A 13,683-nucleotide genomic window follows, 5' to 3' on the forward strand; every position below is an offset into this window, starting at 1 on the left:
AGTGCGCATCAAGCTGACGCTGAACCGGCCAGACGAGTCCGGTGTGAACGTCGCGGTCACCGCAGACGCCACCGCCACCGTCCGTGACGTGGCCGAAGCCCTCTTCTCGGGTGACCCCACCCGCAACGGGGCCGCCGCGCCCGAGAACCTGACCCTGCAGGTGCTCGGCGACGGCTCGACCAACGCGAGCATCTCGGGCGGCCGGGTGCTGACCCCGACCAGCGACCTGGTCCAGGCCGGCCTGCGCTCGGGGTCGGTCGTGTCGATCGTCCGGGTCTCCGACCAGTTCGTGAACCCCGGACAGGACCGCGGCACCGCGGTCGCGCAGCTCCGCGTCCTGGACGGGCCCGACGCCGGGCGCGAGTTCCCGCTGCCGGTCGGCACCACCTACATCGGCCGCGACCGGGGCATGGACGTCCGGCTGCACGACCCGCAGGTCTCCAAGCGGCACGCGCGCGTGATGGTCGGCGAGTCCATCGAGGTGCACGACCTCGCCTCCGCGAACGGCCTGGTCATGGGCGGCAAGCGGATGACGCGAGCCACGCTGACGTCGTCGGACACCGTGACCCTCGGTGAGACGACGCTGTCCGTCGTCGCCCTGCACCGCTCCACGAGCCTCGCCCCGACCAGCCCGGTCGTCGAGTTCAACCGGTCGCCGCGCGTGGTCACGCGCTTCGGCGAGATCAAGATCAAGGCGCCCAAGCCGCCGCGGCCGCCGGAGCCCCAGCGCCTGCCGTGGCTCATGATGTTCGCGCCGATGGCGATGGGCGCCGCGATGTTCGCGATCTCCCGCAACCCGTTGTCGCTCATGTTCATGTTCATGAGCCCGATGATGATGATCGGGATGTACTTCGACCGGAAGATGTACACCAAGCGGCGGTTCCGGGAGGCGTCGGAGCAGTTCGACAAGCAGGTCGAGGCCACGGCCGAGCGCATCGACCGCACCCACGCCGTCGAGCGGGCCGTCCGGCTCGCGGAGGCGCCGTCCCTCCCTGAGGCGCTCGACGCCGTCCGCCGCCTCGGCGGGCTCATGTGGACGCACCGCCCCGAGCACCGCGGGTTCCTCACCGTGCGGTTCGGCCTCGGGTCGGCGCCGGCGCGCACCGAGTTCGACGAGCCGCGCGAGAACGACGCCATCCCCGAGCACTGGCAGCAGGTGCTGGAGCTGCAGGCGCGCTGCGCCACGATCCACGACGCCCCCATGGGAGCGGGGTTCCGGTACAGCGGCAACGTCGGCATCGCCGGGCCGAGCGGGGTGGTCGAGCCCGTCGGCCGGTCGGTCCTGCTGCAGCTCGCCGCGCTCCACTCGCCCGCCGACGTCGTGGTGACCGCGCTCACCTCGTCCCGGTCGCGCGAGGACTGGGAGTGGCTCGAGTGGCTGCCCCACACCGGCTCCCCGCACAGCCCGCTCGGGGCGTCCGACCACCTGGCCGACGACCCCGGCTCCGGCGTCTCCCTGCTGACCCGGCTCGAGGAGCTCGTCGAGGCGCGTGGCGTCAGCCTCGACGGTCCGGCGCCCTTCGTGGGTGAGCGCGACTCCGAGAAGGACCGCACGGAGGCCCCTATCAAGCCCGTGCTGCCGTCGGTCGTCGTCCTCGTCGAGGACGACGCGCCCGTCGACCGGGCCCGCCTGGTGCGCCTCGTCGAGTACGGCCCCGCCGCGGGCGTGCACGTCGTGTGGATCGCGCCCACCGTCGAGCAGCTTCCCGCCGCCTGCCGCACCTTCGTGCTGCTGAACCCCGAGTCCACGGACAACGGCGCCATGACGGGCGAGGTGCACTACGGGCAGCTCGCCTACCCCGTGCGCTGCGACGCCGCCGACCTCGCCACCGCGCGCGAGGTCGCCCGGAAGCTGGCCCCCGTGATCGACGTCGGCGCGCCGACGGACGACGAGTCCGACCTGCCGCGCTCGGTGTCCTACCTGGCGCTCGCGGGCACGGAGCTCGGCAAGGACTCGAACGGCGTGATCGAGCGGTGGAAGGAGAACCTCTCCCTCACCCCGCGCGACGGGTCGCCGCCGGTGCGTCGCAAGAGTCCCACCAACCTCCGGGCGCTGGTCGGGCACGACGGCGTCGAGCCGTTCTACCTGGACCTGCGGACCCAGGGTCCGCACGCCCTCGTGGGCGGGACCACCGGTGCCGGTAAGTCGGAGTTCCTCCAGTCGTGGGTGCTCGGCATGGCGGCAGCGCACAGCCCCGACCGCGTGACGTTCCTGTTCGTGGACTACAAGGGCGGCGCGGCCTTCGCCGACTGCGTCAACCTGCCGCACACGGTGGGCCTGGTGACCGACCTGTCGCCGCACCTGGTGCGGCGCGCGCTGTCGTCGCTGCGCGCGGAGCTGCACTACCGCGAGCACCTGCTGAACCGGAAGAAGGCCAAGGACCTCGCGTCCCTGGAGCGCACGGGCGACCCGGAGGCGCCGCCGAGCCTGATCATCGTGGTCGACGAGTTCGCGGCCCTGGTCGGCGAGGTCCCGGAGTTCGTGGACGGCGTCGTCGACGTCGCCCAGCGTGGCCGGTCGCTCGGCCTGCACCTGATCCTCGCGACCCAGCGCCCCGCCGGCGTCATCAAGGACAACCTGCGCGCCAACACGAACCTGCGCATCGCCCTGCGCATGGCTGACGAGCACGACTCCAAGGACGTGCTCGGGGACGAGATGGCCGCGCACTTCTCGCCGTCGATCCCCGGCCGTGGCGCCGCGAAGACCGGACCGGGCCGCCTCACCACGTTCCAGACCGGCTATGCGGGTGGGTGGACCAAGGACGAGCCGGAGCGGGCGTCGCTCGACGTCCAGGAGATGGACTTCGGTACGGGCCGGCGCTGGGAGCTGCCGGCCCCAGAGGTGGTCGACGACCAGGACCCCGGCCCCAACGACATCGCGCGCGTCGTCACGACGATCCGCCGCGCGGCGAGCGAGGCCGGCGTGCCGACGCCCCGCAAGCCGTGGCTGCCGGAGCTCGCGCCGACCTACGACCTGGCGCTGCTGCCCAACCGGCGTACCGACTCCCAGCTCGTGCTCGGCGTGCTGGACAACCCGCCGCAGCAGGCTCAGCCGACCGTGCACTACGAGCCCGACACCGACGGCAACCTCGCGGTCTACGGCACCGGTGGTACCGGTAAGAGCACGACGCTGCGCACCATCGCGGTGTCGGCGGGTCTGACGCACCGCGGCGGACCCGTGCAGGTCTACGGGATCGACGCCGGCTCGGGCGGTCTGTCGATGCTGGAGAACCTGCCGCACGTGGGCGCGATCATCTCGGGCGACGACGAGGAGCGGGTGACCCGCCTGCTGCGCCGGCTGCGCGACACGCTGGACCAGCGCGCCGAGCGGTACGCCGCCGTGCGCGCCGCGACCATCGACGAGTACCGGCGGCTGGCGAACAAGCCCGACGAGCCGCGCATCCTCCTGCTCGTCGACGGCATCGGGGCGTTCCGTGATGCCTACGAGACGGTCACGGGGCGCGGGTTCTCGGTCTTCGGCGCGTTCACGCAGCTCGCGACCGACGGCCGGCCGGTGGGGATCCACCTGGTGATGTCCGGCGACCGCGCGGTGTCGGTGCCGCCCTCGCTGGCCTCGACGGTGCAGAAGCGCATCGTGCACCGGATGGCCAGGGAAGACGACTACGTGATGCTCAACGTGCCGAAGGACGTGCTGACCCCCGCGTCGCCGCCGGGCCGGGCGATCATGTACGGCCAGGAGGCGCAGATCGCCGTCCTCGGCGGGGACTCGAACGCGGCGGTGCAGTCGCGTGAGCTGGCCCGGCTGGAGCAGACGATGCGCTCGGTGGGCGGTGTGGCACAGGCGCCGGGCGTCGAGCGGCTGCCCGACACGTTCACGCTCGACCAGCTCCCGCAGCGCGCCCAGGAGCTGGCCACGATCGGCCTGCGCGACTTCGACATCGCGCCGGTCGGCCTGCCGATGCGTGGCCCGTTCATGCTGGCGGGCCCGCCGGGCGCAGGCCGCACGACGGCGTTCGTGACGCTCGCGACGGCGCTGAGCCGCAACGGGGGCACGCGGCTGGTGTACATGTCGTCGCGGCGGTCGAGCGTCTCCGTCCTCGATGTGTGGGCGTCGACGTCGTCGTCGCCGGAGGAGATCGTGGAGACGCTCAAGGACCTGACGGCGGCGCTCGAGGCCGACCGGCTGGCGCCGGGACAGCTCACGGTGATGATCGAGAACTACACCGACCTCACGGGCACGGCGGCGGAGAAGCCGCTGGAGGCGTTCGTCAAGCTCGCCACCCGCAAGGAGCAGCTCGTCATCGGGGAGTCGGAGTCGTCCACCTGGAGCAAGGCGTTCGCGCTGGCCGGGCCGTTCAAGTCCGGCCGCAACGGCCTGATCCTCACCCCGGGGGACAGCGACGGCGAGATGCTCATGAACACCCCGCTGGGGCGGATCCGCCGCAAGGACTTCCCGCCCGGCCGTGGCTTCCTCCTCACCGCGGGACGGGCCACCAAGATCCACGTCGCCCTGCCGGGGTGACGGGTACACGGATGGGGAGTCCTCCCCATTTCGCGACGTCAGGGGCGATGGAATAGTTCGTGACGTCGAAGAACCGCAGGTTGTCCACCAGGACAGCCACGAACGAAGGAGCACGACATGGTTGCAGAGGGTGGCAACGTCTTCGGTCTTGACGTCGAGGCAGTCCGGAGCCTCGCCAACACGCTGCGCACGCAGGCCGAGCAGGTCCGCACCGTGGTCACGACGATCACGTCGCAGATGGGTCAGACCCAGTGGAACGGTCCGGACGCCGTGCAGTTCCAGGAGGAGTGGGACGGCACCCACTCGGCCAAGCTGAACGAGATCGCCGCGGCGCTCGAGCAGTACGGCACCACCGCTGACAACAACGCCAACATGCAGCAGGACACCTCGACCTCGTACTGACCGAGTCGAGTTCTTGCAGGCGGGCCCGGCACACGCCGGGCCGTCACCAAGGGGTGCGGGACCGACAACGGGCCCGCACCCCTTGAGGCAGTAGTGCAGTCGTACCCAGGCGATGCTCAACGCCGTCACCGGCGGGACGTGAGGAGGAGACATGAGCGGGGGAATGTACGGCGCCGACATCGAGGCGTTGCGCCTCCTTGCCGACAAGTTCGACGAGGGCAGCGGGACGCTCGACACCGTCGCTGCCACCGTGGAGGGGGCTATCCCGCAGGGGGACGGCTGGAGCGGGCCGGACGCAGAGGGGTTCCGGCAGGAGTGGACCGGTAGCCACCTGGTCAAGCTCCGGGAGACGGCCGTCGCGCTGAGCGATGTGGCCAGCAAGGTGCGGGCCAATGCCGACGCACAGGAGACCACGTCGAACGAGTACGCAGGAGGCGGTCCGGGCGGCACGGAGGTCGCCGGAGCATCCGACCGGCCGGGCAGCATCTGGGACGTGTTCGAGACCGGGGCCGGACTCATGGTCCTGAGCGATGCCTGGAAGGCGTTCAAGTACGGCCGCAACCTCCTCAACCTGTCACGTGCGTTGGACACCGCCGGCGACGCCGCCGCCGCCGCGACGACCTTCATCCGGGCCGGGATGCTGGAAGACGCCATGGGCTACATCGGTACGCTGGGTAGGGTCGGGAAGTTCCTGGGTGCCGCTGGTGGTGTCTTTGGCGTGGTCGGCGGGCTCGACCAGATGTTCAACACCCAGTACGACGGCTGGCGCGGGACCGTCGACCGGGTGATGGGTGGAATCGGCGTCGCCGGAGGCGTCGCGACGGTCGGCATGTTCCTGGGTGTCGCGGCGTTCGCGAACCCCGTGGGCATCGGTATCGCTGTCGGGGCGGGCCTGGTCACCGGTGCCTGGGCGCTGGGTAACCTGGTGGCCGACAACTGGGACACGATCTCCGCGTTCGCCTCTGACCCGTTGCCGTACCTCGCGGACGGCTGGAAGGAGACGACGGAGTTCGTCAGTGACGTCGCCAGTGACGTGGGTGACGCCGTCGGCGGTGCCGTCGATGCCGTCGGCGATGCTGCCGGAGCCGTTGGCGACTTTGTGGGAGGCTTGTTCTGATGAGCGAGAACAAAGCGATGGAGTTCGGTCCGGAGGACGTGACAGCCGCGCGGGCGACGCTTGCGCAGGCCCACGACGGCGAGGTCGTCAGCGTCGTGATCCTCACGGATGAGGAGATCATGATCCTCGACGGCCTGGAGCACGAGCAGCTCGTGCCCACCCCGTGGGTCGATGCCCAGGGCGCGGCCGACCGGACCCTCATGGGGCGGGTCGCGCTGCGGTCGCTGGTGTCCCGCGAGATGGTCCTGCCCGCCGGCTCGGACGCCGAGGGCCGGGTGACCGCGATCAAGGCGCACCCGGGCATCACCGGTCCGCTGGTGCTGCGCCGCACGGCCCAGGAGATCCTGTCGGTCGAGCGTACGAGCGCCAACGGCAAGGACTGGCTGTTCGCCTATGTGCACCACGAGGACGGCCAGTCCACCGTGTTGGAGGAGGAGATCACCGGTGCGGGGCACCACGCCTTCTCGGTGTACCCCGAGGCACTGCTGGGCGAGCGGTTTGAGAAGTTCTTCGACCCGACCGGCACGGCACTGCTGGGCACACCCCCGAAGAGCTACTCCGCGGCGGAGTTCGAGGCCGCCGTCCCCAACATGCCCCAGCTGAAGGAGGCAGTGGCGGTGAGCATTGCGTCCGGTGTGGCGCGGGGTAGCGACAAGCTGCTCAACGCGTCGGTGTATGCGGGACCGCACGGCGTGCACGTGGTGCGCGGTACCGAGCATGACGCACAGGGGACGCCGCTGACGTACACGCTCCAGGAGATCGGCTCGCGCGGGCTGCGCGCGCTGCCGAGCGAGTTGGTTCCGGCATGAGCGGCCTCGGAAAGTGGAGCCTCTGGATCGGCCTCGGACTGCTCGTCCTGGCAGTGCTCTCCAGCGTCCTGAACCTGATCCCGGTGGCCGTGATCGTCGGCATCCTGGGCCTGATCGCGGTAGGCATGGGCGGCTACGACGCTCTCTACGAAGCGGGTCGTCGGGCCGAGCTGCGGCGTCGTGCCCGCAAGGTGCAGCGCGAGCGCGAGCAGGGTCGCTGAGCCCGGGGCGCGAGGATTCTCACAGGAACGCCACGTCCCACCCCCTGAGCGGGGGGTGAGGCGCGCCTTACCCGGTCGGTAGAATCGTGGGCGGCCTTCGCTTCCCTCCTGACCTCTCGACCGGAAGGCGCCCCTTCGTGAGCACCACCCGACCCTTGCGCGTCGCCGTCGTCGGCGCCGGCCCCGCCGGCATCTACGCGAGCGACATCCTGTCCAAGACCGACCTCGACGTCAGCATCGACCTGTTCGAGCGCCTCCCCGCGCCGTTCGGTCTGGTGCGGTACGGCGTGGCCCCGGACCACCCGCGCATCAAGCAGATCATCGTCGCGCTCCACAAGGTGCTGGGCCGCGGCGACATCCGCCTGCTCGCCAACGTGGACTACGGCGTGGACGTGAAGCTCGAAGACCTCCGCCAGTTCTACGACGCCGTCATCTTCTCCACCGGGTCCATCAAGGACGCCGAGCTGAACATCCCGGGCATCGACCTGGACGGCTCCTACGGCGCCGCCGACTTCGTGTCCTGGTACGACGGCCACCCCGACGTGCCGCGCACCTGGCCGCTGGACGCCCAGCAGGTGGCCGTCGTCGGCGCGGGGAACGTCGCGCTCGACGTGGCGCGCATCCTCGCCAAGCACGCGGACGACCTGCTGCCCACCGAGATCCCGGCCAACGTGCACGAGATCCTGAAGGCCTCCCCGGTCACCGACGTGCACGTGTTCGCGCGCCGCGGCCCGGCCCAGGTCAAGTTCTCGCCGCTGGAGCTGCGCGAGCTGGGCCACGTGCCGGACGTCGACATCGTGGTGTACCCAGAGGACTTCGAGTTCGACGAGGGCTCTGAGGCCGCCATCAACTCGTCCAACCAGACCAAGCAGGTCGTGAAGACCCTGGTCGACTGGACTCTCAAGGACCCGGCGCAGAACAAGGCGTCGCGCCGCCTGCACCTGCACTTCCTGCACGCGCCGGCCGAGGTGCTCGGCGAGGACGGCAAGGTGGTCGGGTTCCGCACCGAGCGCACCGCGCTGCAGGGCGACGGCACGGTCAAGGGCACCGGCGAGTTCCACGACTGGCCGGTGCAGGCCGTCTACCGCGCCGTCGGCTACTTCGGCTCGTCGCTGCCGGAGATCCCGTACGACGACGTCAAGGGCGTCATCACCAACCGTGAGGGCCGCGTCGTCGACATCGACGGCAACCAGGTCCCCGGCGTGTACGCGACCGGCTGGATCAAGCGCGGCCCCGTCGGCCTGATCGGCCACACCAAGTCGGACGCGTCGGAGACGATCCGGCACCTCGTCGAGGACGTCACCGGCGTGGCCGACGGCGAGGCGCCGGGCGACCTGGACGGCGGCCGCACCGCGCCGCAGGGCTCGCCGGAGGCCATCACCGAGTTCCTCGCGGGCAAGGGCGTCGAGTACATCGAGTGGTCCGGCTGGGAGCTCCTGGACGCGCACGAGCGCTCGCTGGGCGAGGCGGCGGGCCGCGAGCGGATCAAGGTCGTCCCCCGCGACGAGATGGTGGCGATCAGCAGGTCGCAGGTCTGATCCCGGCCCCGTGAGCATGAGGACGGCGCGCATCCCGATCGGGTTGCGCGCCGTTTTCATCCCGGCAACCAGAGTGCGCGATCATGACTCCTGGGAACCGCCGCCCGGCGTGGCGCGTTCGGCTGGCAGGGAAAGGAGTGCGATGCACAGGCACTACAACGGGCTGAAGACCGCAGCCCTGTTCGGTGGCATGTGGGCCGTGATCCTCGGGCTCTGGGCGCTCTTCGGGGCGCGATCCAACTTCCTGTGGATCTTCGTGCTCATCGGGCTCGGGACGACGGCCTACGGCTACTGGAACTCCGACAAGCTGGCGATCCGGGCGATGCACGCGTACCCGGTCACGGAGCTGCAGGCCCCGGAGATGCACCGGATCGTGCGTGAGCTGTCCACGGCCGCCCGGCAGCCGATGCCGCGGCTGTACATCTCGCCCACCAAGGCACCCAACGCGTTCGCCACCGGGCGCAACCCGCAGAACGCCGCGGTGTGCTGCACCGAGGGCATCCTGCAGCTCCTCAACGAGCGCGAGCTGCGCGGCGTGCTGGGGCACGAGCTCATGCACGTCTACAACCGCGACATCCTGACGTCGTCGGTCGCCTCGGCGCTGGCGGGCGTCATCACGGCGCTGGCCCAGTTCCTGCTGTTCTTCGGCGGCGGCGACCGCCGGGAGGGCGGCAACCCGCTCGCCGCGCTCGCGATGGCGCTGCTCGCCCCGATCGCGGCGATGCTCATCCAGATGGCGATCTCTCGCACCCGCGAGTACGACGCCGACGAGGACGGCGCCCGCCTCACCGGCGACCCCCTGGCGCTCGCGTCCGCGCTGCGCAAGCTGGAGCAGGGCACCCAGCGCGCGCCGCTGCCGCAGGACCGCGACCTCACCAACGTGTCGCACCTGATGATCGCCAACCCGTTCCGCGGCGCCGGCATCGGCCGCCTGTTCGCGACCCACCCGCCGATGCCGGACCGCATCCGCCGCCTCGAGGCGATGGCGGGCGGCCCGTCGGGCGGGTACGGCGGGCCGACGTCGGGCCCCGACGCACCGCCGTGGGGCACGCCGCCCGGGATGCTCTGAACTCACCCGCGCGCCGCGGGTGGAATCCGTTCGTCGCGGTCCGTGGCGACGGATACGGTGGTGCCGATCCCGACCGGACGTGCAGGGGCGTCCGGGTTTTACGCAGAAGGAGCACCACACATGGCCGACTCGTCGTTCGACATCGTCAGCAAGGTCGACCGCCAGGAGGTCGACAACGCGCTGAACCAGGCCGCGAAGGAGATCTCGCAGCGGTACGACTTCAAGAACGTCGGCGCGTCGATCTCCTGGAGCGGCGAGAGCATCGTGATCGTCGCCAACTCGTCGGAGCGGGTGCTCGCCGCCCTCGACGTCTTCGAGACCAAGCTGGTAAAGCGCGGTATCTCGCTCAAGGCGCTCGACGTCGGCGATCGTGAGCCCAAGGCCTCCGGCAAGGAGTACCGCCTCGCCGCGAGCCTCAAGGAGGGCCTGGCGGGCGAGTCGGCGAAGAAGGTCACCAAGATCATCCGCGACGAGGGCCCCAAGGGCGTGAAGACGCAGATCACGGGCGACGAGGTGCGCGTGACGAGCAAGTCGCGCGACGACCTCCAGGAGGTCATCAGCGTGCTGAAGGGCGCGGACCTGGACTTCGCTCTGCAGTTCACGAACTACCGGTGAACATGCAGGTCAGCAGCCTGTTTTGGGCTTGCGGTCCGCACACAGTCCGCAAGAGCGGACGCTGAGCACAGGCTGACGGGTGGTTGCCGGGATTCCGGTGGCCGCCCGTTCGGTCTGTCAGGAGGACTTCGCGGCCTCGGCTGCGGGCTCTGCGGACAGCACCGATTGCATGAGCGACGTGGCCGCCGCTCGGGTCTTGTCCTCTGCGCTCGGCCACAGGTGCGCGTACGTGCCGAGTGTGATGGTCGGGCTGGAGTGCCCCAGAGCCCGCTGGACGGTGACGACGTCGCAGTTGTCAGCAATCAGGCCCGACGCGTAGAAGTGCCGCAGGTCGTGGAGCGTGTATGAGTCCAGCCCCACCTGACGGCGCGTCGTTCGCCACGCCTGGGACGCGCTGTTGCGGTTCCAGAGGCCCCGCTCGTCACCGTTGGGGTTCCAGAAGATCCACTGCTCGTCACCGCGCGGGGCGAACTTCTCGATGTGGCTGGAGATCATCGTCAGCAGATCGCGCGGGACGTGGATGGTCCGCTCCGAGCCGTACTTCGGCGGCTCGATGGTCGTCGTCTTTGCGGTGGAACCCTGAATCTGCCGGTTGACCGTAATCGTTCGGCGCAGAAAGTCGATGTCGCTGACCTGGAGCCCGGCCGCTTCTCCAAGTCGGAGGCCGGCGAACGAGCAGACGGCGATGAAGCCCGAGAAGTACTTCGGGGCGGCTTCCAGTGCCTTGCGCACGGCAAGCGCTTCGGGGATCGCCATCGCGGCCTCAGCGCGCCTGCGCCGAGGGAGCTTGATGTTCTTAGCCGGATCGATGCCGATCACACGATCACGAACGGCAGCCGCGAAGGCTGCCCGGACGTAGTTGAACCGCGTCGTGATGGTGGACGGCTCCAGGCCCTTCTTTCGGGTCTTGGTGGGCTGAGACATCGCCTTGACCCATTTCTCCAGGTGCGAAGGCCTGATATCCCGCATCCGAACTGATCCGAACGTGACCGACTCGAACGCGGTGGTTGCCGCTTCGGTCGTGCCGGTCGCCCAGACCTGGCGCTCGGACCATACGCCCCACCACTGGTCGAACGTGATCGCCCCGCGCTTGGGATCGGCGTACGTACCAGTCACAACTGTGGCAGTGACCTCATCCAGCCAATCCTGAGCGTCAGTCCTGCGATCGAAGTGGCGTGAGTGTTCCTTCTTGGCTTCGTCGCGGTAGCGGGCGCGCCACTTTCCGTTCGGTCTCTTCTTGATGGAGGCCATCACTTCTCCTTTGTTCCGTGGATGTCGTCCCCTCCGGGTGGGGTGGTGGAGGAGTCGGTCTTGTGTCCTGGGCGTGCTTCGTTGAGGGCGTGCTCGATCCAGCGCCGGCTTGCGGGGTTGAGGTCTGTGACGTTCCGGAGGAATTCTTCGGCTTCGTTGCAGATGTCGTTGAGGCCGTCCCAGGCGGATTCGTAGGCGTCGGCTGCATAGGTGAGGTTGCGTGCGAGCTTGGCAGCGTCGCGGTCGATGTCGGCTTCGGGGTCCAGGTCGTAGAGCGCTTCGGGCTTGACGTCGAGGACGCGTGCGGCGACGAGTCCTTCGAAGAACCGCAGTGGTCGCTGGCCGCGTTCGATCTTCTGGATGGTCTGCGGGTACATGCCGCCGACGCCGTTGCTCATGAGCGCCATGGCGAACTTCGCCTGGGTGATGCCTCGTGCCGTGCGGTACCGGCGCAGGTTGTCGCCAATGACTTCGTCTTCGTCCATGCCTTCAGCGTAACCGTTCTGGTGCGCACTGTCTCGGTACGTCAAATTGGTGTGTGATAAATTGGTGTGCTACGGAGGCGGCGCGCATCCGTGGTGGCACCGGGTCATCCCGCGCCGACGCTGTCGGAAGAGGGTGGTGCTCGTGGCTGTCACGACGGTTGCTGGAACGGATTCGAACGCGCAAGAGGACGATCCGCTGCTGCGTACCCGGGAGGTCTCCGAACTCCTGAACGTGCCGGAGAACACGCTGCGGTGGTGGCGGTACATCGGTACCGGGCCGGACTCGTTCCGGCTTGGTCCGCGCCGGGTGGTCTACCGGCGCTCGAAGGTGTTGGCCTGGCTCGCGGCGCAGGAGGCGGCCGGTGCCGACCACATCGCCTGATCCCTCCCGCAACGGCGGGCAACGGAACGGGGCTCGGACACTTCGGTGTCCGGGCCCCGTTGCCGTTGCGGCCAACGACACCGTCAGCGCCCGTACCGCGCCATCGTCCGCGCGTCCGTGCGGCGCCAGGGAGTGGATCGCCGGTTACCTGTCTGTGTGTGCGGGCGAGGCTGTCGCTGCCGAGGTGATCGAGGCCGGCCGTCTGCTCGGTTTCCCGGCGTCTACGCTCAAGAACGCCCGGCCCAAGGTGGCCGACACTGTCCGCATCGGGTTCGGGCCGGCGCAGAAGACCTACTGGCGGCTCCGCACCGGTCTCGACCACGCCGACGCATCGCCCGCAAGTGCCACAGGTCTCGCGGGCACCACAGATCCCACAACGACCGTACGGCCCGCAGCCACCACACGGCCCACGGATGCCTCAGGTCTCGTAGAGCACGCAAGTTCCGTGCGGCCCAGTGATACCGCCTCGCCGCAACCATCCCGAGCGGCCCGGCCGCGCCCGCGTCGTGGTCGGGCTGCTGCCCCGGAGCCGGAGCAGCAGCCGACGCTGTTCGCCGTGATGGGCGTGAGCGAGCCATGAGGCGCGACCATCCGAAAGAGGCCGGCGTGCCTGGCGTCCAGAACCCCGGGGCCGAGGCACACGCTCGCCGTGAGGCGGCGCGCCACCTGGCCTTCAGGCGTTCGTACCGCACCATGCGGACCACGGCGAGCGAGCTGCTGTGGGAAGCAGCGCAGCTCGCCGCCCGCCAAGCGGCCCTGGCCCTGCCGGACGACCCCGAAGAAGCCGGGGTGCAGGCCCGGGCGTTCCGGCTCCTGGACGAGTCCTGGTGGCGCCTGGTCGACCGTCACGAACGAGATCGCAAGGCCAGGCACGTTGGCGACGCGGAGGCAGGCCTGGTGGGACCGTCGTCCGACGTCGTCGAGCCTTGGAGCGCAGGCCCAGCCCGACGGGATCGCGGTGACGTTGCCGGGGTGGACGGCCCATGAGCTGGGCCCTGCGGCTGCGAGACGGTCACGACTGCACCGTCGGTCCTGTGGCGGGCGTGGCGACCGCCGTCCACGTCGCGTCCGCCATCCGGCTGGGGCGGGGGTCCCACCCCGCCGGTCCTCCCCGCCCGACCCAGCACCGCCCCATCAGCCCAACCACACCAACCAACACCACACCACACATATCCACACCCATAAACCACAGACCTACCCATCACAACCCACAACACACCAACCACACACCCACCGCCTACCCCAGCCCACACACCCACCCACAACGCAGCACACCTCAGGCAGTTGAGGAGCGACGGAACCGTTGGCGTT

At 69.8% G+C, this 13,683-nt stretch carries 12 protein-coding genes; 10 read left to right on the forward strand and 2 right to left on the reverse strand.

Features of this window, described 5'->3' with window-relative positions:
• Position 1: 1 nt before the first annotated feature.
• The 8 genes from AC0QU1_RS03265 (at position 2) to AC0QU1_RS03300 (ending at position 10,254) form a co-directional block, all read left to right on the forward strand.
• Entirely contained in the window at positions 2-4,483 is a 4,482-nt protein-coding gene (locus tag AC0QU1_RS03265) for a type VII secretion EssC family protein (protein WP_483574300.1), read from the forward strand.
• A 117-nt stretch (positions 4,484-4,600) separates the two neighbouring features.
• Complete coding sequence (locus AC0QU1_RS03270; protein ID WP_483574301.1) at positions 4,601-4,885, forward strand: WXG100 family type VII secretion target; 285 nt, start codon at positions 4,601-4,603, stop codon at positions 4,883-4,885.
• A 151-nt stretch (positions 4,886-5,036) separates the two neighbouring features.
• Positions 5,037-6,002 carry a WXG100 family type VII secretion target gene (locus AC0QU1_RS03275; protein ID WP_483574303.1) on the forward strand — a complete coding sequence of 322 codons (966 nt, stop codon included), beginning with the start codon at positions 5,037-5,039 and terminating at the stop codon, positions 6,000-6,002.
• Positions 6,002-6,811, forward strand: a complete 810-nt coding sequence (locus AC0QU1_RS03280) for a hypothetical protein (protein WP_483574305.1) — start codon at positions 6,002-6,004, stop codon at positions 6,809-6,811. Before AC0QU1_RS03275 ends, AC0QU1_RS03280 begins: the two co-directional genes overlap by 1 nt.
• Positions 6,808-7,032 carry a hypothetical protein gene (locus tag AC0QU1_RS03285; RefSeq protein WP_483574307.1) on the forward strand — a complete coding sequence of 75 codons (225 nt, stop codon included), beginning with the start codon at positions 6,808-6,810 and terminating at the stop codon, positions 7,030-7,032. Before AC0QU1_RS03280 ends, AC0QU1_RS03285 begins: the two co-directional genes overlap by 4 nt.
• A 137-nt stretch (positions 7,033-7,169) precedes the next feature.
• The gene (locus AC0QU1_RS03290) at positions 7,170-8,570 is read left to right on the forward strand and encodes an FAD-dependent oxidoreductase (RefSeq protein ID WP_483574309.1); all 1,401 of its coding nucleotides are present in this window, start codon (positions 7,170-7,172) and stop codon (positions 8,568-8,570) included.
• Positions 8,571-8,712: 142 nt separating this feature from the next.
• Complete coding sequence (gene htpX / locus AC0QU1_RS03295; RefSeq protein ID WP_483574310.1) at positions 8,713-9,639, forward strand: zinc metalloprotease HtpX; 927 nt, start codon at positions 8,713-8,715, stop codon at positions 9,637-9,639.
• Positions 9,640-9,759: 120 nt separating this feature from the next.
• Positions 9,760-10,254 (forward strand): YajQ family cyclic di-GMP-binding protein, encoded by a 495-nt coding sequence (locus AC0QU1_RS03300; RefSeq protein ID WP_483574312.1) that lies wholly within the window; start codon positions 9,760-9,762, stop codon positions 10,252-10,254.
• A gap of 117 nt (positions 10,255-10,371) precedes the next feature.
• On the opposite strand, the gene AC0QU1_RS03305 is transcribed toward AC0QU1_RS03300, so the two are convergent.
• Together AC0QU1_RS03305 and AC0QU1_RS03310 are read right to left on the reverse strand one after the other, a co-directional pair.
• A complete protein-coding gene (locus tag AC0QU1_RS03305) occupies positions 10,372-11,505 on the reverse strand; it encodes a tyrosine-type recombinase/integrase (RefSeq protein ID WP_483574313.1) in 1,134 nt (377 codons plus the stop codon).
• A complete protein-coding gene (locus AC0QU1_RS03310) occupies positions 11,505-11,990 on the reverse strand; it encodes a helix-turn-helix domain-containing protein (RefSeq protein WP_483574315.1) in 486 nt (161 codons plus the stop codon). Before AC0QU1_RS03310 ends, AC0QU1_RS03305 begins: the two co-directional genes overlap by 1 nt.
• Before the next feature lie 142 nt (positions 11,991-12,132).
• Here AC0QU1_RS03310 and AC0QU1_RS03315 point away from each other — a divergent pair, with 142 nt between their 5' ends.
• Together AC0QU1_RS03315 and AC0QU1_RS03320 are read left to right on the forward strand one after the other, a co-directional pair.
• Complete coding sequence (locus AC0QU1_RS03315) at positions 12,133-12,372, forward strand: helix-turn-helix transcriptional regulator (protein WP_483574316.1); 240 nt, start codon at positions 12,133-12,135, stop codon at positions 12,370-12,372.
• A 606-nt stretch (positions 12,373-12,978) separates the two neighbouring features.
• The gene (locus tag AC0QU1_RS03320; RefSeq protein WP_483574318.1) at positions 12,979-13,359 is read left to right on the forward strand and encodes a hypothetical protein; all 381 of its coding nucleotides are present in this window, start codon (positions 12,979-12,981) and stop codon (positions 13,357-13,359) included.
• The last annotated feature ends 324 nt before the right edge of the window (positions 13,360-13,683 follow it).

The sequence above is a fragment of the Promicromonospora noduliphila genome, from assembly GCF_056951025.1.